Genomic DNA, 17,420 nt, shown 5'->3' with positions numbered 1-17,420 from the left:
TTTTATTCGTCTTCACTAAATATGGAACCGAGTTCCTTTAACTGGTTATCGATAATCCGGCGGTCGGCTTCATCGCTGTCTTCCTCGGGAAAATATTCGTCGGCAGGAGTGGCCACCTCATGCAACGCCTCGAAAGCAGAAGACCGTACCTTATGGATATCGGTATAACACCGACCGTTTATCACTACATAATTGTCCGAACAGAAACAGGGGTCGGTCGGATACAACAATTGGCTGATCCCCAGCAGTGCCACCACACAAGCTGCCACCGTAGACAGAAGATATACGATCGACCGCCGGCTCATCGCAAAACGCTTCACAGCCGGTGTCGTGACTGTCACTTCCGCCCATATCTCTTCTGCCGGATCGTGCTGCGCTGCAATCTCCTCATCAAAGTATGCGAACAGCGGACGATATACCGACAGATGATCCGGAACATCCGCCCCGGCAAAGAAACGGCGGAGTTCGCGTTCCTCGGCTACCGAAGTTTCTCCTTCAAAATACCGGTTTAATACCTCTTCTATATTCATAACTGCTCCTGTTTGTTTAACTGTAAAAATTGTTCCCGTATCTTTTTCCTGGCCCTTGAAAGGTTGCTGCGGACGGCTTCGATGGCTGATCCTGTTATTTCCGCGATCTCGGACAGTTCGTAGCCTTCCACGTCTTTCATCCGGATGATAGTCTGCTGCACGGTGGGCAGTTGGGCAATCAGTTCGCGGATACGGGCGGCGGCATCCTTTTGTTCCAACTGCTCTGCCGGCGAACGGCTTCCCGAGTCGATCGACAAAGTGTCGATGTCGGGGCCTTCCGGACGGCGTGCTCTCAGTTTATCCAGCGTCAGATTCTTGGTGACTTGCATCGCCAGGGCTTCCACACTATGATAACCGTCCAGCTTCTCGCGGATATACCAGAGCTTCAGGAAAGCCTCCTGCACGATATCCTCGGCGTCGGCTCTCTCCTGCGTCAGTTTCAGGGAAAAGTTGATCAGCTTTTCCCGGAGTGGCAGTACGGTTATTTTAAACGTTTCAAGTTCCATTCTGTTTATATGACGGCAAAGGAAAGAAAACATAACATCAATATTCCAGTTTTTTGCCAGAATTATTGCATAACTTTGTAAACAAACAAGATAGCTCATGAAAATTCTGATTGTAGAAGACGAAGATTCTTTACGTGAAATAATGATCCGTTCGTTGGAGAAGGAGCGTTACGTCGTGGAAAGTGCCGCCAACTATAACGAAGCATTATTGAAGATCAATGATTATGATTACGACTGTATCGTGTTGGACATCATGCTGCCGGGTGGCAGCGGGCTCGATCTGCTTGAAGAGTTGAAAAAGATGCGAAAGAAGGACAGCGTCATCATCGTCTCTGCCAAAGACTCGATCGAAGACAAAGTGACAGGCCTCGACCTGGGCGCGGACGATTACCTAACGAAGCCGTTTCACTTGGCAGAACTGAATGCGCGTATTAAATGTATCATCCGCCGCAAGCAGCAGGACGGCGAACTGCATATCAACCTATCCAATATCACTGTCTATCCGGATCGTCGTGCCGTATATATTAATGAAGAGGAACTGGCTTTGAACCGGAAGGAGTTCGACCTGTTATATTATTTTGTCACCAATCCCGACCGCCTGATCAGTAAAGGAGCGCTTGCCGAGTCTATCTGGGGAGATTATATCGACCAGGCGGATAGTTTCGACTTCATCTACAGCCAGGTGAAGAATCTGCGCAAGAAGTTGAAGTCAGCCGGAGCTGTCCCGGAAATAAAGGCCGTATACGGTTATGGCTACAAAATGGTAAATGAAGAATAGCCGATGAAACTGATCCATTATACATTCCGCAACCTGTCCATCCCGCTGTTGATCATTCTAACGGCGTGGGCATGTTGTTTCTATTTCGTCATCATGCATGAAATAGACGACGAGACCAACGATAGCCTGGAAAATTACAAGGAGATCATCATCAAGACGGTACTTGCCGACAGCACGCTCCTGCATGACCATGTGGATATAATGACTAAATATTATATCCGCGAAGTCCCCGAATCGGAAGCCAATCTGGATAAAGACGAGTTCTTCGATTCGACAACTTACATCGAAATAGAGATGGAAGATGAACCGGTACGTGTGTTACGCACCTGGTTCATGACAGCCGACCGGAAATATTACGAACTGACGATCGAAACCTCCACCCTCGAAAAAGAGGATATGGCGGAAGCGATTTTTGTGAGTATCATTATTCTATATGTAAGCCTTTTGTGTTGCATCCTGCTGGTATCGCATTTCGTATTCAAGTCCAGTTTCCGCCCGCTTTATACGTTGGTAAAGTGGTTGAAAGAATACCGGCCCGGAAAACAACAGGCTCCATTGGTAAACCAAACCAAGGTGGAAGAGTTCAAAATACTGAACCAGGCTATCCAAACGGCAACCAACCGGAGTACGGAAATGTATAACCAGCAAAAACAATTTGTAGAGAATGCTTCCCACGAATTGCAAACCCCACTTGCCATCTGCATGAATAAACTGGAACTGCTCAGCGAAAACCCCGATTGTACGGAAGAGCAACTCTCCGAAATAGCCGGGATCAACCATACGCTTCGGGGCATCATCAAAATGAACAAGTCTTTGCTGCTTCTTTCGCGTATCGACAACAAACAGTTCCCCGATACTTCCGAGATAGACTTCAATAAACTAATCAATAAATATTTGCCAGACTTCGAGGATATGTATGAATACAAGAATATACATGTCACCTATACCGAAACCGGTACATTAATATATACAATGAATGAATCGCTGGCCTCTACCCTGCTCAGCAATCTTTTAAAGAATGCTTTTATACATAATATAGAAAACGGATCGATCGCCATTTCGGTAACCGGCCGGACACTGACAATATCCAACAGCAGTGAAAGCACTGGGTTGAATGAAGCGACCTTATTCAATCGTTTCGAAAAGCAAACGCATAAAAAAGAATCGACAGGATTGGGATTAGCTATCGTTAAGTCGATCACCTCCATTTATGGAATAGATATAAAATATGAATATAACGGCTTGCATAAATTCATTTTAACATTCTAATGGGGTGGTTTTCCCAAATCTTTCCCAAATGTCTCCTTTTCTTTGCAGTATAAATTAAAAGAAGAATGTTATGAAGAAGTTTGGATTAATTCTGGCCAGCCTGTTATTATCTGTCATGGCCATTTTCGCTGATAACGAAAAGGTAACAAGAGACAAATCGGTTTTGCCTTCTGTATGTCGGAATTTCATCACTGCCAATTTCGGACAAACGGATATTTCGCATATTAAGATCGAGAGTAATCTATTGGGTGTTAAAGGATACGATGTCATCCTGACGAACGGGACAAATGTCGAGTTCGACAAGTCCGGTGAATGGAAAGAGATTGAAACACGTCACGCATCTATCCCATTAAGTGTTTTACCGGAAAGAATAGCTGATTATATCCGGAAAAACTTTCCCGACAATACTGTTGTTTCAGTAGATAAAGATACACGTGAATATGAGGTCAAGCTAAACACGGACCTCGAACTCAAGTTCGACCGTAACGGCAATTTTAAAAAGTTTGATTAATAACAGAACAAAAAGAAAGAAATATGAGAACAAAATTATCTGTATTAGCATTAGCAATGTGTGGTTTACTGGCTTTTACAAGCTGTGATGATGATGACAACAACTACCTGCCTGACCAGACAGTCACTAAGGCATTCGATACCAAATATCCGGATGCAGGAAAAGTGGAATGGGAAACCAAGAGCGGCTACGAAGTGGCTGATTTCCATATAAGCGGCAACGATGCAGAAGCTTGGTTCGACAATAAAGGCAACTGGTTGATGACAAAGACCGAAATCAATTTCGGCCTGCTTCCGGAAGCCATACGCAAAGACCTGCGGGCCAATGAATATGCCGATTGGAAATATACTGACTTCGATAAGCTCGAACGTTCCAATGCAGCCACAATATATGTGATCGAAGCCGAACAGGGAGAAAAGGAAGTCGATCTGTATTATGCCGAAGACGGCACGCTCATAAAGGTAGTCAACGATACCGACGATGACAACAGTCACTTCCAACCGACTACCATTCCACAGGCTATCACAGACGCAATCAACGAAATGTATGCAGGTGCCACTATCGTCGATTTCGATCAGGAAAAGAACGGCTTCGAAGTGGATATTCTTCACAACAGCGTTTACAAAGATATATATTTCAATGCGGCCAATGAATGGGTTTCTACCGAATGGGACATCACGGAAGATAAAGTACCGGCTATTGTCATGAATGCCCTCAAAGCATCCGACTATAAAAATTACCGGATCGAAGATATAGACCAGATCGAAAAGCCGGCAGGAACGTTTTACCTGTTTGAACTGGAACAAGGCGACAATGATGTTGAAGTAACGATCAGTGCCGAAGGAAACATTGAGAATGTCCGCAAAGATTAACTATGCAAAAAGAACTTTGTAGATAGTCTATTTGTTTCTTACGAGAATAAACTGCACGAATACAATGGTTGAACCTCCATTGTGTTCGTGTTTTCTTTTATAAACAATTAAAATTAAACGTCATGAAAGAAAAACTATCTGTTTTAGCTATTCTCGTCTTATGTTGCATTTCCCTGTTTACCGGCTGCAACGATCATCAGAAGAAAGTAAATAACACCGTCGAAATCCCACAGGCTCTCCAAAACTTTATCTCCACCAAGTATCCGCAGGCTACAGTCCTGAAGTTCGATCAGGAAAAGAAGGGCACAGAAGTGGATATAAAAGACAAAGACATTAACAAAGAGGTTGTATTCAATGATAAGAACGAATGGATAAGCACCAAATGGGACACTCGTCCGGAAGATGTGCCTGTTGCCGTGATGGATGAACTGGCCAGCTCCGCCTACAATCAATACAAAGTACTGGAAGTGGATGCGATAGAAAAACCGGCAGGTATGTTCTATACATTCGAACTGAAAATGGATAATAACGAAGTAAAGCTGACTTTTGACGCGGAGGGACAACTTGTCGAGTAACGGGCAGTTTCTATTATCTGTCGAAAGCCTTACCAATAAAGAGACAGTGCCCTGCCAGCGGTAATAGTAAAAGGTTAAATACACAGTAAAAAAGTAGCCTCCCCAGTAAAGTAAAGCACCTTATAGAGGAGGCTATAATTTATAAAGTATAATCGCTTATTTGAAATGGAACTTCTCCCAGGTATATACTTTCGGAGACTCTTTTATAAAAGGCGTTACATTCTTTCGGTCCTCCCGGCTAAGATACAAGGGAGTTGTATACGTGGCTGTCAGTGTCAGGTTATCGGGACTTAAACTGTACTGTATCAGATCCATATCCAAACGGGATGTAGCATCCAGAAAGGCTGTACTGTTCTTATCCGCATCCTCTTTCATAAACCAATCGGCAGAAACCGGAGTGAACAAATCAGAAGCTGCCAACGGTTCCCATTCAGTAGTAAAAAAGTCTACCTGGCTGTCAGCTACCGGACCATTCACCGTTTTCACCATACAAATCACATTCGTATTATTCACTAACGGCAATAACTTCATTTCGATAGTACTCCGTTCGGTAGCCTGCAGCAATAAATAATCAGAGGTCAGCTTCTTCAAGGTAGAAAAGCCATTCATCGTATTTTTCAAACGGGCTTCCTTACCCGATTTATACAAATCGATTAAATCTTTACGCCAGGCATTTTCCAGTTGAGGAATATTACTGTCCGGCATGGATACAAATAAAGCATCCATCTCCTGCGCTTTCACCCCAAAAGCAAAAGCACAAATCAATATAGAAAAAATAAGTCGTTTCATGTTCTATTATCTATTTCGTCCCCAAATATAGGAATATCATTCCTAACAACACAAGGAATAAGTCCACAGCCTTGCTCTTTAAGTTTTTTTCATGGAAGAAGAGCGCTCCGGCGACAAAAGTGACCAGCACATTGCTACGGCGTATCATGGATACGATCGAGATCATCGAATCGGGGAAGCTCAGGGCATAAAAGTAAATCCAATCGGCAATGATCAGGAAGACAGAAATAAAGACGATATTCCAGTGCCAAACAAACGGCGTACTCTTTTTCCGCTGCGGATACCATAACAATAACAGGATCGGCAGCATGATCAGACATTGATATACATTAAACCACACCTGTACCGTCATCACATCCATACTCCCCATCAGATGCTTGTCGTATAAACCGCTCATAGCACCGGTCAGGATAGAAATCACCGTGAAAAAGATCCATTTATTATGGGTGAAATTTATCCCCTCTTTCTTTCCGGAAGAAGAAAGCATATAAAAAGAAGCGATCGAAAGCAACACACCGACCCATTGGTACAGATTCAGCCGTTCACCGAAAATAACCATTGCACCGACCAGCGTAAGTACCGGCTGGGTCGCCTTGATCGGTCCGGTGATGGTTAGCGGTAAATGCTTCAATGCAAAATAACCGGAGATCCAGGATGATAATACGATTACCGCCTTAATCAACACCGCTACATGTGTTTCAAAAGAAACACGCGGAACATAAAACATCGTACCGTCCAGCACATTGGTGTAGAACGATAAAAGTATGAAAGGGACGAAGATAAGACTGCTTATCAACGTATTCAGAAACAACACCGGAATTACGGCATTCCCATTCAGGGAAATCTTCTTATTCACCTCATAACATCCCAGCAGGAATGCTGAGGCAAATGCTAATGCTACCCACATAACAGTTGACAGTTGATAGTTGACAATTGACAGTTAATAGTTTATTATACTTCAAAAAGAGATTCGGGATACGTGACGTTTACCAGGAAAAGTGCATGACCGGGAACAGATCCCCCGGCTTTACATCTGTCTTTTGCCTCTATAACTTTACGAAAGCCATCGATTGTCAGCTTTCCCCTGCCTACTTCCAGCAGCGTCCCCACTATCGCCCGCACCATATTGCGCAGGAAACGATCCGCCTGTACCGTAAACACCCAAACATCCCCCTCCTGTTTCCATCCCGCCTGATAGATCCGGCAGTTATTTGTTTTGACATCCGTATGCAACTTGCTGAAGCTGGTGAAATCGATGTAATCGAACAACACTTTACAGGCCTCGTTCATCGCCTCGAAATCCAGTTTCCCATTCATCCGGTAGACCAGATCGTAATTAAACGGATCCTTCCGGGTAGTGACATAATATTTATACGTACGCGAAGTAGCATCAAAGCGGGCATGTGCCTCCGGTTTGACAGCCACGACACGATAAACGGCAATATCTTTCGGAAGCAAACGGTTCAGCTTCTCTGCCAGGAAAGCCGGATCAGCAAGCGGTTCGTCCCAATCAAAATGAGCCACCATCAGCCGAGCATGCACTCCCGCATCCGTACGCCCTGCCCCGACTACCGGAACCGGCCGACGCAACAACGTAGCCAAAGCCTCCTCCAGGCATTGTTGCACGGTTAAGCCATTGGGCTGTATCTGCCATCCGCAGAAATTCTTACCATTATAACCTAAATAAATAAAATAACGATTCACGCGCAGGATATTTACTTCTTAATAATTCGCTGCAAAGGTAACAGAATTATCGCCGGGAGATTGCCTATACGTCTAAAAAAGTGTACTTTTGCACTCTCAAATCTACACAATAAAACTATTTGACATGTTTGAAACATTGCTTCAATCGTCTTATTTTTCTTTGTTTCTGATCGTTGCATTAGGATTTATTCTGGGCAGGATACAGATCAAAGGACTTTCACTAGACGTTTCTGCCGTTATTTTTATTGCACTTCTGTTCGGGCACTTCGGAGTAATCATCCCCAAAGAATTAGGTAACTTCGGACTGGTACTATTCATTTTCACTATCGGCATTCAAGCGGGACCCGGATTCTTCGACTCTTTCCGCTCAAAGGGTAAAACACTGATTCTCCTTACCTTGCTTATCATCGGATCAGCCAGTCTGACAGGAATCATTTTTAAATATGCCCTTGGAATCGATACCCCGAGTATCGTCGGACTGATTGCCGGAGCACTGACCAGTACACCCGGTTTGGCAGTAGCAATCGATTCCACCCAATCATCTTCAGCCTCTATCGCCTATGGTATTGCCTATCCTTTCGGCGTGATCGGTGTGATTTTATTTATCAAATTATTACCCAAAATACTCCGTATCGATTTGAATGCCGAAGCACAGGCACTGGAAGCCAAACGAAAAAGCAAATATCCCCCACTCCATACTGCCGCATTCCGTATTGTCAACAGCAATATCTGTGATAAGACACTGGCTCAATTGCAACTGCGCAGCATGACAGGTGCTGTTGTTTCCCGCATCAAACACAATGAAAAAACATCCATCCCTACAGCTAATACGGTTTTAAAAGAAGGAGACCTGATCAAGGCCGTCGGAAACGATAAGTCATTGGAGCAACTGGAAATATTAGTAGGTGAACGCATCAAGGAAGATCTACCTTTTAATAGTACCCAGGAACTTCAGTCTATGCTGGTTACTAACAAAAACATACTAAATAAGACATTGGGATATTTAAACCTGCAAAGTACTTTCAGCTGCACGGTAACACGTGTTCGCCGAAGCGGTATCGACCTTCCTCCCGAACCGGATCTGACTCTGAAATTTGGAGACAAACTAATGATTGCCGGAGAAAAGGAAGACCTGAAAGAAGTGGGACAGGTACTCGGTAATGACGAGAAGAAACTTTCCGACACCGATTTCTTCCCTATCGCAGCAGGTATCGTATTAGGAGTATTGTTCGGAAAACTGAATCTCTCCTTTTCCGACTCATTCTCTTTCTCACCGGGACTGACCGGAGGTATCCTGATGGTGGCGCTTATTTTAAGTGCAATCGGAAAAACCGGACCGATCGTCTGGTCTATGTCAGGTTCCGCCAACCAGTTGTTACGTCAGCTGGGATTGTTATTATTCCTGGCTGAAGTAGGAACATCAGCCGGTGTCAATCTGGTATCAACCTTCCAGGAAAGCGGTTGGACGCTATTCGGGGTCGGAATGGCGATAACCATGGTTCCGATGCTCATCGCCCTCATTTTCGGATACTGGGTATTTAAAATCAATATCCTCGACCTGATCGGTACAGTTGCCGGAGGTATGACCAGTACCCCTGGACTGGCTGCTGCAGACTCTATGACAGACAGTTCGGCTCCAAGTATTGCCTATGCAACTGTTTACCCTATTGCAATGGTTTTCCTGATTTTATCTATTCAGTTGATCGCAAATCTGATTGTCTAAGAAAAAGTATAAATAAAAAAGGGTCTTGTCTGCTTGATTTTTGGTAGACAAGACCCTTTTTCACGTTTTTTTATTTTATATTTGCAGATACCATAAACAATAGATCTATGAACATGCAAATGAACCAACAATTTGACCTGGCCTTCAACTTCCTACAGAACACAGGAACGCACCTCTTTCTGACAGGAAAAGCCGGAACTGGAAAAACTACGTTTCTGAAAAAACTAAAAGAAGTTTCTCCTAAACGTATGATTATTGTCGCCCCTACCGGTGTTGCTGCTATAAACGCAGGAGGTGTAACCATCCATTCTTTTTTTCAGTTACCTTTCGGTCCTTACATTCCTTCCGCTAACAGAGAAGGTAATCAAAGTAACAACTATATGAATAAATTCAGCCGGGATAAGATCAATATCATCCGGAGTATGGATTTACTCGTGATAGACGAAGTCAGTATGGTACGGGCCGACCTGCTGGATGCTATCAGCGATGTCCTTTGCCGTTATAAAGATCGGACAAAGCCATTCGGCGGAGTACAGCTGTTATTGATCGGCGACCTGCAACAGCTGGCGCCGGTTGCCAAAGAGGAAGAATGGAATCTATTGAAAGAACATTATCCCTCCACCTTTTTCTTTGACAGCAAAGCGCTTCGGGAAAGTAATTACTACTGCATCGAACTGACACAGGTATATCGCCAAAGCGACAGTTCGTTTATCAATCTATTGAATAACATCAGGGAAAACAGGTTCGATGACGACACATTACATTGTCTGAACCAACGCTATATACCGAACTTTACACCGGATGACGGACAGGGATATATCACCCTGACCACCCATAATTATCAGGCCCAGCAACTCAACAACCGTAAACTGGCGGAATTACCGGGTAAGTCGTACACATTCAATGCGGAAATAAACAATGACTTTCCCGAATACTCCTATCCGACCGATCAGCACCTGGAATTGAAATGCGGTGCCCAGGTTATGTTTGTCAAGAACGATTCTTCCGGCGAACATCGGTATTACAATGGAAAAATCGGTAAGATCGTTTTCATCAACCCGAACAAAATCACCGTTGTCGGAGAAGACGGGAACGAGATACAAGTTGAAAAAGAAACCTGGAGCAACGTCAAATATACGATCAATCCCGAGACCAAAGAGATCACAGAGACGATTGCCGGAACTTTCAGTCAATATCCGCTGAAAACAGCCTGGGCAATCACGATCCATAAAAGTCAGGGATTGACTTTCGATCATGCTATCATCGATGCTTCCGCCGCCTTCTCACATGGCCAGGTGTATGTTGCCCTTAGCCGGTGTAAAACCCTGGAAGGATTGGTTTTAAGCAGTCCCATTACCCGTAATGCCATGATCAAGGATTTACGGATACAGGAATTTTCCTCTACCGTCGCCGAAAAACAACCGCAAAAAGAACAACTGGAACTGGCGCAACAAGAATATTTCCTGGAACTGGCTATCGAACTTTTCAACTTCGAGAGTATCCAGCAACGGCTGCAATATGCGGCTTATATGGTTTATACACATTTACAAAAGCTATATCCGGAACTCAACACGCAATATGCGAATACCCGGGATGCTTTCCGTTCCGTGATAACAGAGGTCAGCGGACGTTTCCAGCAGCAGCTGACCCGCATGATCACAGGCAATCCGAATTACCGGGAAGACGAAGCGATACAGGAACGTATCCGGAAAGGTGTTACTTATTTTATAGAGCATATCGATAGCCTTTGTACGTCTCTGGAAGAAAACTCGGCTGTCGAAATAGACAACAAGGAAAGCCGGAAAGCCGTCAATAATGCGGTCGGCAAATTTACGGAAGAATTACATCTGAAGCAGGAGACATTGAAAGCGTGCCAGAACGGTTTTTCTGTCGTTGGCTATCTCTCCGCCAAGGCCAAAGCATCGATAGAACCGCCTGCATCGACCAAAAAACGCTCCGAGCGTTCCTCATCGCAGACTGCAAAAGTGGAGATTTCCAGCGACATCTTACATCCGGACCTTTACAACAGCATCAGAAACTGGCGTTACGAGCTGGCCGTAGAAAAAGAGTTGCCTCCCTACACGATCCTGCAACAGAAAGCCTTGTTGGGTATCGTAAATACATTACCAACCAACTCCAGAGAATTGCTGGCTATTCCCGGAATAGGAAAGAAAGTCATAGAAAACTACGGCAGTATATTACTGAAACTGGTTGATGAATTCCGTAAAGGATAACAGTATGTATAAATAAATTTTGAAAGTCAATTTACTCGTTTTAAACGAGCATGGAACTCGTTTTAAATGAATTTTTATTCGTTTTAAACGGACTATAAGCTCGTTTAAAACGAGTTTTTGCCCGTTTTAAACGAGATTTACCTCCCATCTGACTATTTTATACTAATTTATCCATCAGAGTCATCCCTTTCTGGTAAAAAAATCGGATATTTGCATATCTTTTCAGTAAGTCTAAAAAGATAAAGATCAGGCAAATAGAGATTTGATATGGAGATAAAAGAATTATTAAAAAAGTATTCGGTTTTTATTTTAGGATTATATTTTTTAGCAGTAGGTATTGTATTGATCGTACGCTCTACTTTAGGCACCACCCCTATTTCCAGTGTAAATTATGTGTTAAGTCTTAATACACCTTTCTCGTTAGGGACCTGGACGTTTATCGTGAATATTTTATTGATCATGGGGCAATTCTGGCTGATCAGGAAAGACAGGAGCCGACAGGATACAATAGAAATTCTTCTTCAGATACCTTTTTCATTCATCTTCTCGGCTTTTATAGATTTCAATATGATACTGACCAGCAATTTACAGCCTTCCAGCTATGGGATGGCGATGGGATTGCTACTCGTAGGATGCCTCGTACAGTCTATCGGCGTCGTACTCGAAATCAAACCCAAAGTGGCAATGATGAGTGCCGAAGCGTTTGTAAAATATGCTTCCCGTTGCTATAACAAGGAATTTGGAAAGTTTAAAGTTTATTTTGATGTTACATTGGTTACTTTAGCGGTACTAATTTCGCTCATGTTTACACAGGGGATCGAAGGCATACGCGAAGGCTCACTTATTGCAGCTTGCATTACAGGGTATATCGTCAGTTTCCTGAATCAGAAGATTATGACGAAAAAGACGCTTTACAGGTTATTATCCGGTTTAAAATAAAAAAATAAGGCTGAACGAGCTTCACCGGAGTAGCGAAGCGATTCAGCCTTGATCTTTTGTCAGCTTTTGGATCAATTCCAAAGCTGAATTATTTCTTCAATTCAAATCCCAACATCATCCCTTCATATTCACTGGCCAGTTTATTAACCAACTTCAACGTGGAATTGTCAGAGATAGAAGATATCTTCGATAGAAAATCCAGTAACTTATCGGCATTGAAAAGCAAGGACAACTCATCACCGGAGATAACGACATGAGCTGTCAGCGTAGTCACTTTCAGTTTTCCGCCCAAAGCATATTTCAACTCAACCGTCTTCTCATCCGGATTAACAGAGAAAGTACCTTTCAAGGTTTTCTTCTTCAACGCATTCGTAAATGTGCTGTCACTATTGAATACATAATTGAACATACCCTCAACGATACCCGCCTTGGCGCAATATGTTTTCAGTTTCTTCTCCAGTTCACCGGCAGCCACACTTCCAGCTACATTCTTCAAGGCGTTATCTCCTTCCAGCTGGACAGCCGGATTCGTATATGTCCAGGTTCCCGTTAGATTTTCTACCGTCAGTTTTTTACCTCCTGTTACAGAAGTCACCGCATCTTTTACGGTAGATGAATTCAAGATGTCTTTCAACGATTGTCCGTATGCCTGACCGGATACAGACAGCAGGATGCTGATAGCAACCACTAATCCCCACACTTTTTTCATTTTTCTCTAGTTTTACTCTTTTTAAAAACGTACAAAGATACAAATATTATAGCTACATTTGTTCTTCACATTTATTTGTGCAGCAAAAGATCTTGAACTTAACAACATCTGTCTTATGAGAAATCTAACTAAACGCATCTGCATCATGCTTATTTGCTCATTAGCGTATCTGTACGGACAAGCGGCTATCGCCCCGTCCGTCGTACAATCGACAATCAACACATTAACCACCAAAGACAACAGTAACAAAAACGGTATTGAAAAAGGGGTCAACCAGGTTGCCCGTCTCTGGCTGGAAACCGATGGCGACGATGCCGCTTTCCAGGCTTTCTGTGAAGCGAATTATATCACTGATCCGGAAGAAAAGTATCAGACATTTCTTAAAATCAGTGATTACCTGGAAAGCATTTACGGTCATTTCAACGAAATGTCCCTGCGCCTGCAGAAAAACCTGCATCTGGATAACGGACCGCTGCTCTCTATCGATGAGAAGTTCGGTTCGTACAGTCCGTCCACTCACCTGAACGATGACTTGTACAACAACAAAATCGCCTTTATCATTGCCCTGAATTTTCCGCATCTCACCCTTGAAGAAAAGGAAGCACTCGGAACCGACCGTAAAGCATGGGCTTACGCACGTATGGGCGACCTGTTCACGGAACGCATCCCGGCCTCTCTTCTGCAAGCTGCCTCAAACGCTGAAAGCGATGCCGATATCTATATTTCCCAGTACAATATTTATATGGGGCATGTGACAAACAAGAAAGGACAGTTGCTGTTTCCGCAAGACATGATCCTGTTATCACACTGGAATCTGCGTGACGAGATCAAAGCGAACTATAACAAAGGAAAAGAAGGGCTGGATAAGCAACGTACGGTTTACGAAGTGATGAAACGTATCATATCGCAGGATATACCTCTTGAAGTAATCAATTCAGGAGCCTATGAATGGGATCCATATACAAACACAATCAAACAAAACGGTAAAGAGGTAAAATCGACACCCGAATCGACTACGCGTTATCAGAAGATGCTCAACAATTTCAAAGCTATGCAAGGCATCGACCAATACACCGGAAATACTTATATCGACCGCAAATTCAATGATGATATGGAAGTAGCCCTGCAGGATGTAGAAAAACTGTTTGACGAATTTCTTTCTGCCCCCGAACTGAAAGAAGTCGGTAAAATGATCTCCAAGCGCCTGGGACGTAAGTTGGAAGCTTACGACATCTGGTACGATGGTTTCAAAGCCCGCAGCAACCTGGATGAAACGAAGCTGGATGCACAAACGCAGGCTCTTTACCCGGATGCTGCCGCACTGGATAACAAACTGCCGGATATCCTGATGAAACTGGGATTCAGTGCCGAACGCGCAAACTACCTGGCAGACAAGATCACAGTAGATGCGGCCCGTGGTTCAGGACACGCCTGGGGAGCTTCGATGAAAGGACAGCAGTCGCGCCTTCGCACCCGTATTCCTTCTTCCGGAATGAATTACAAAGGGTATAACATTGCCATTCATGAATTTGGGCATAATGTGGAACAGACATTGTCACTTTATGATGTGGATTATTATATGCTGCATGGCGTTCCGAACACCGCTTTCACCGAGGCGCTGGCATTTGTTTTCCAAAAACGTGACCTTGAAATTTTAGGCATCACCGATCCGAATCCGGAGAAGAAAGCTATGGATGTGCTGGACAAGATTTGGAGTATGTATGAGATCTGCGGTGTTTCCATGCTGGATATTTCTGTTTGGAAATGGATGTATGCCCATCCGGACGCAACAGCGGAACAGCTGAAAGAAGCAACCATCTTATTGTCTAAAGAAATATGGAACAAATATTATGCTCCTGTTTTCGGGGTAAAAGATGAAACCGTACTGGCTGTTTACTCCCATATGATCAGTTATCCGCTGTATTTATCGGCCTATGCATTCGGACAGATCATCGAATTTCAACTCGACCAGTATCTGGAAGGGAAGGATTTCGCCAATGAAGTCGAACGTATCTTCCGGCAGGGATGTCTGACACCTAACCAGTGGATGATATTGGCAACCGGCAGTCCGTTGACAGTCGAACCGATGTTGGAAGCGGTAAGAGAAGTCATTAAGTAATTATGATAAAATGATATTGCAAAATCGCGCCATATCTGTAAATGAGAACGACGGATTACCATTACCCAAGCGTTACTGGGCTATTTTAGCCACTGCCCTGGGAGTTGGAATGTCTGTGATAGACGGCACCATCGCCAATGTGGCTTTACCGACAATCGCCCGTGACCTGGGAACTTCACCGTCCGTAACGATCTGGGTAGTCAATGCTTATCAGCTGGCTATTACCATTTCGCTGCTCTCTTTCTCTTCGTTGGGAGACATTTACGGTTACCGGAAGATTTACTTATCAGGGATTTTGCTATTCAGCATCACGTCTGCCATCTGCGCCTTTGCCGATTCATTCTGGATGCTGACAGCCGCCCGTATCTTACAAGGATTCGGAGCAGCCGCAATCACAAGCGTGAATACGGCGCTGCTCCGGATCATCTATCCCAAACGTTTTCTAGGTCGTGGGATGGGTATCAACGCCCTTGTCGTTGCCGTATCGATTGCTGCCGGACCTACAATCGCTTCAATCATTCTCTCATTGGGTTCGTGGCATTGGCTTTTTGCCATCAATATCCCGATAGGAATTGCTGCACTCGCAATCGGACTGATGCACCTGCCTGACAATCCGGTAAAAGTAACCGGACGCCGTTTCGACAAGCTCAGTTGTCTGATGAACGCAGTCACCTTTGGTCTGCTTATATTCTCGTTAGAGGGTATTGCCCACAAAGAAAACACAACATTGATCATAGCCGGGATATTTGCATTGTTCGTGATCGGTTATTTCTTTGTACGCCGCCAACTGCATGAGAAGTTTCCGTTGCTGCCGGTCGACCTGATGCGTATCCCGATCTTCTCCATGTCGATCGGCACATCTATCTGTTCTTTCACCGGGCAAATGCTGGCAATGATCTCCCTCCCCTTTTTCCTGCAGGGTTCGCTGGGACGCAGTGATGTTACGACAGGCTTACTTCTGACACCCTGGCCGTTGGCCACCATGATCATGGCTCCCCTTGCGGGTCGGTTGGTAGAACGTATCCATGCAGGTATATTAGGAGGTATCGGCATGACCGTATTTGCAGCCGGTCTTTTCCTTCTCGCCATACTGCCTGAAAATCCGACAAATATGGATATAGTATGGCGCCTGTTTATTTGTGGAGCCGGCTTCGGCTTATTCCAGACACCCAACAACAGCACTATCATCTCCTCCGCCCCATCCAACCGAAGTGGCGGAGCAAGCGGGATGCTGGGCACCGCCCGTCTACTGGGACAAACACTGGGAGCGACACTGGTTGCCATGATATTCAATTTAGTTCCCAACAACAGTACACAGGCTTGTCTATATTTAGCTACCGGATTTGCTATTGTCGCTGCAATAGTCAGTTGTTTAAGGATTTCACAACCGAGGCCGCTAAAAGGATTCAAATAGTCTGAGTTTTTATAAACAACAATTATAAGATCGATACTTGTGATTTGTTTTCAAACTTATATCTTTGTCATATTGAATACAGCTTATGCCAATGGCTATGTTATTCCGTGATAGTTGTGATTTGCTTTCAAACTTATATCTTTGTCATATTGAATACAGCGCCGGGTCTGTGGTGTGGTTCGGGTGCACCGTTGTGATTTGCTTTCAAACTTATATCTTTGTCATATTGAATACAGCTAATCAAGGGTACAGGAAGTAACAGTTCGCGTTGTGATTTGCTTTCAAACTTATATCTTTGTCATATTGAATACAGCCGCTAAAAGTACACTTGCTGCATCAATAAGTTGTGATTTGCTTTCAAACTTATATCTTTGTCATATTGAATACAGCAAAGACTAAACTGTTAACGAATTATAAAGCGTTGTGATTTGCTTTCAAACTTATATCTTTGTCATATTGAATACAGCCCGGTGTCGACTATACGGATAAATCAGTACGTTGTGATTTGCTTTCAAACTTATATCTTTGTCATATTGAATACAGCTCGCTTCAGAAGACGTTCTGAACATGCTTTGTTGTGATTTGCTTTCAAACTTATATCTTTGTCATATTGAATACAGCGATATATCTGAGGGGAGCGTGTTTATCTTTGTTGTGATTTGCTTTCAAACTTATATCTTTGTCATATTGAATACAGCAGGCTGAAATTAACGCAACAACTGAACTTAGTTGTGATTTGCTTTCAAAC

Annotated in this window: 16 protein-coding genes and 1 CRISPR repeat array (1 of these 17 cut by a window edge); of the genes, 10 read left to right on the top strand and 6 right to left on the bottom strand. The window is 43.8% G+C overall.

All coding sequences use genetic code 11. From position 1 onward, the window contains the following. Window positions 1-2: 2 nt before the first annotated feature. Window positions 3-530 carry a hypothetical protein gene (locus BQ7394_RS05540; protein WP_075556456.1) on the bottom strand — a complete coding sequence of 176 codons (528 nt, stop codon included), beginning with the start codon at window positions 528-530 and terminating at the stop codon, window positions 3-5. Continuing rightward, a complete protein-coding gene (locus BQ7394_RS05535) occupies window positions 527-1,036 on the bottom strand; it encodes an RNA polymerase sigma factor (RefSeq protein WP_075556878.1) in 510 nt (169 codons plus the stop codon). The genes BQ7394_RS05540 and BQ7394_RS05535 overlap by 4 nt, the downstream gene beginning before the upstream one ends. Before the next feature lie 97 nt (window positions 1,037-1,133). Here BQ7394_RS05535 and BQ7394_RS05530 point away from each other — a divergent pair, with 97 nt between their 5' ends. The 5 genes from BQ7394_RS05530 (at window position 1,134) to BQ7394_RS05510 (ending at window position 5,041) form a co-directional block, all read left to right on the top strand. Further along, window positions 1,134-1,814, top strand: coding sequence for a response regulator transcription factor (locus tag BQ7394_RS05530; RefSeq protein ID WP_075556455.1), 681 nt, complete (start codon window positions 1,134-1,136; stop codon window positions 1,812-1,814). Between the two features lie 3 nt (window positions 1,815-1,817). After that, window positions 1,818-3,083, top strand: a complete 1,266-nt coding sequence (locus BQ7394_RS05525) for a sensor histidine kinase (RefSeq protein WP_075556454.1) — start codon at window positions 1,818-1,820, stop codon at window positions 3,081-3,083. A gap of 70 nt (window positions 3,084-3,153) precedes the next feature. After that, window positions 3,154-3,594: a PepSY-like domain-containing protein gene (locus BQ7394_RS05520; protein WP_075556453.1), complete on the top strand. Its 441-nt coding sequence runs from the start codon at window positions 3,154-3,156 to the stop codon at window positions 3,592-3,594. A 23-nt stretch (window positions 3,595-3,617) separates the two neighbouring features. Beyond that, window positions 3,618-4,466 (top strand): PepSY-like domain-containing protein, encoded by an 849-nt coding sequence (locus tag BQ7394_RS05515; protein ID WP_075556452.1) that lies wholly within the window; start codon window positions 3,618-3,620, stop codon window positions 4,464-4,466. A 122-nt stretch (window positions 4,467-4,588) separates the two neighbouring features. After that, window positions 4,589-5,041, top strand: a complete 453-nt coding sequence (locus tag BQ7394_RS05510; RefSeq protein ID WP_075556451.1) for a PepSY-like domain-containing protein — start codon at window positions 4,589-4,591, stop codon at window positions 5,039-5,041. A gap of 156 nt (window positions 5,042-5,197) precedes the next feature. Here the strand turns inward: BQ7394_RS05510 and BQ7394_RS05505 are convergent, their stop codons facing one another. The 3 genes from BQ7394_RS05505 to truA are packed head-to-tail and all read right to left on the bottom strand — an operon-like array spanning window position 5,198 to window position 7,534. Beyond that, window positions 5,198-5,830: a DUF3256 family protein gene (locus BQ7394_RS05505; protein WP_075556450.1), complete on the bottom strand. Its 633-nt coding sequence runs from the start codon at window positions 5,828-5,830 to the stop codon at window positions 5,198-5,200. A gap of 10 nt (window positions 5,831-5,840) precedes the next feature. Continuing rightward, entirely contained in the window at window positions 5,841-6,737 is an 897-nt protein-coding gene (locus BQ7394_RS05500) for a DMT family transporter (RefSeq protein ID WP_075556449.1), read from the bottom strand. A gap of 44 nt (window positions 6,738-6,781) precedes the next feature. Further along, window positions 6,782-7,534 carry a tRNA pseudouridine(38-40) synthase TruA gene (gene truA, locus BQ7394_RS05495; RefSeq protein WP_075556448.1) on the bottom strand — a complete coding sequence of 251 codons (753 nt, stop codon included), beginning with the start codon at window positions 7,532-7,534 and terminating at the stop codon, window positions 6,782-6,784. A gap of 124 nt (window positions 7,535-7,658) precedes the next feature. Between truA and BQ7394_RS05490 the strand changes: the two genes are divergently transcribed. The 3 genes from BQ7394_RS05490 (at window position 7,659) to BQ7394_RS05480 (ending at window position 12,430) form a co-directional block, all read left to right on the top strand. Then, window positions 7,659-9,257 carry an aspartate:alanine exchanger family transporter gene (locus BQ7394_RS05490; RefSeq protein ID WP_075556447.1) on the top strand — a complete coding sequence of 533 codons (1,599 nt, stop codon included), beginning with the start codon at window positions 7,659-7,661 and terminating at the stop codon, window positions 9,255-9,257. A 113-nt stretch (window positions 9,258-9,370) separates the two neighbouring features. Then, a complete protein-coding gene (locus tag BQ7394_RS05485) occupies window positions 9,371-11,491 on the top strand; it encodes an HRDC domain-containing protein (RefSeq protein WP_075556877.1) in 2,121 nt (706 codons plus the stop codon). A 267-nt stretch (window positions 11,492-11,758) separates the two neighbouring features. Further along, window positions 11,759-12,430 (top strand): YczE/YyaS/YitT family protein, encoded by a 672-nt coding sequence (locus tag BQ7394_RS05480; RefSeq protein ID WP_075556446.1) that lies wholly within the window; start codon window positions 11,759-11,761, stop codon window positions 12,428-12,430. An 88-nt stretch (window positions 12,431-12,518) separates the two neighbouring features. Here BQ7394_RS05480 and BQ7394_RS05475 read toward each other — a convergent pair whose 3' ends face one another. Continuing rightward, entirely contained in the window at window positions 12,519-13,139 is a 621-nt protein-coding gene (locus BQ7394_RS05475) for a DUF4923 family protein (protein WP_075556445.1), read from the bottom strand. Window positions 13,140-13,254: 115 nt separating this feature from the next. Here BQ7394_RS05475 and BQ7394_RS05470 point away from each other — a divergent pair, with 115 nt between their 5' ends. Continuing rightward, window positions 13,255-15,258 carry a hypothetical protein gene (locus BQ7394_RS05470; protein ID WP_075556444.1) on the top strand — a complete coding sequence of 668 codons (2,004 nt, stop codon included), beginning with the start codon at window positions 13,255-13,257 and terminating at the stop codon, window positions 15,256-15,258. Window positions 15,259-15,268: 10 nt separating this feature from the next. Then, window positions 15,269-16,672 (top strand): MFS transporter, encoded by a 1,404-nt coding sequence (locus BQ7394_RS05465; protein ID WP_075556443.1) that lies wholly within the window; start codon window positions 15,269-15,271, stop codon window positions 16,670-16,672. 36 nt (window positions 16,673-16,708) lie between these two features. After that, a CRISPR array of direct repeats spans window positions 16,709-17,420; the repeat unit is 47 nt; unit sequence GTTGTGATTTGCTTTCAAACTTATATCTTTGTCATATTGAATACAGC (it continues 642 nt past the right edge of the window).

The sequence above is a fragment of the Parabacteroides timonensis genome (genome assembly GCF_900128505.1).
In the GTDB taxonomy this organism is placed as follows: domain Bacteria; phylum Bacteroidota; class Bacteroidia; order Bacteroidales; family Tannerellaceae; genus Parabacteroides; species Parabacteroides timonensis.
Note: the sequence above shows the minus strand (reverse complement) of the source record. Positions and strands in the feature narration are given on the sequence as shown.

Bases quoted from the DNA above. Each gene is read 5' to 3' on its own strand.
- BQ7394_RS05520 (WP_075556453.1), top strand. From the start codon at position 3,154: ATGAAGAAGTTTGGATTAATTCTGGCCAGCCTGTTATTATCTGTCATG.
- BQ7394_RS05525 (WP_075556454.1), top strand. From the start codon at position 1,818: ATGAAACTGATCCATTATACATTCCGCAACCTGTCCATCCCGCTGTTG.
- BQ7394_RS05515 (WP_075556452.1), top strand. From the start codon at position 3,618: ATGAGAACAAAATTATCTGTATTAGCATTAGCAATGTGTGGTTTACTG.
- BQ7394_RS05470 (WP_075556444.1), top strand. From the start codon at position 13,255: ATGAGAAATCTAACTAAACGCATCTGCATCATGCTTATTTGCTCATTA.
- BQ7394_RS05530 (WP_075556455.1), top strand. From the start codon at position 1,134: ATGAAAATTCTGATTGTAGAAGACGAAGATTCTTTACGTGAAATAATG.
- BQ7394_RS05480 (WP_075556446.1), top strand. From the start codon at position 11,759: ATGGAGATAAAAGAATTATTAAAAAAGTATTCGGTTTTTATTTTAGGA.
- BQ7394_RS05500 (WP_075556449.1), bottom strand. From the start codon at position 6,737: ATGTGGGTAGCATTAGCATTTGCCTCAGCATTCCTGCTGGGATGTTAT.
- BQ7394_RS05485 (WP_075556877.1), top strand. From the start codon at position 9,371: ATGCAAATGAACCAACAATTTGACCTGGCCTTCAACTTCCTACAGAAC.
- BQ7394_RS05540 (WP_075556456.1), bottom strand. From the start codon at position 530: ATGAATATAGAAGAGGTATTAAACCGGTATTTTGAAGGAGAAACTTCG.
- BQ7394_RS05510 (WP_075556451.1), top strand. From the start codon at position 4,589: ATGAAAGAAAAACTATCTGTTTTAGCTATTCTCGTCTTATGTTGCATT.
- BQ7394_RS05505 (WP_075556450.1), bottom strand. From the start codon at position 5,830: ATGAAACGACTTATTTTTTCTATATTGATTTGTGCTTTTGCTTTTGGG.
- BQ7394_RS05465 (WP_075556443.1), top strand. From the start codon at position 15,269: ATGATATTGCAAAATCGCGCCATATCTGTAAATGAGAACGACGGATTA.
- BQ7394_RS05475 (WP_075556445.1), bottom strand. From the start codon at position 13,139: ATGAAAAAAGTGTGGGGATTAGTGGTTGCTATCAGCATCCTGCTGTCT.
- BQ7394_RS05490 (WP_075556447.1), top strand. From the start codon at position 7,659: ATGTTTGAAACATTGCTTCAATCGTCTTATTTTTCTTTGTTTCTGATC.
- BQ7394_RS05535 (WP_075556878.1), bottom strand. From the start codon at position 1,036: ATGGAACTTGAAACGTTTAAAATAACCGTACTGCCACTCCGGGAAAAG.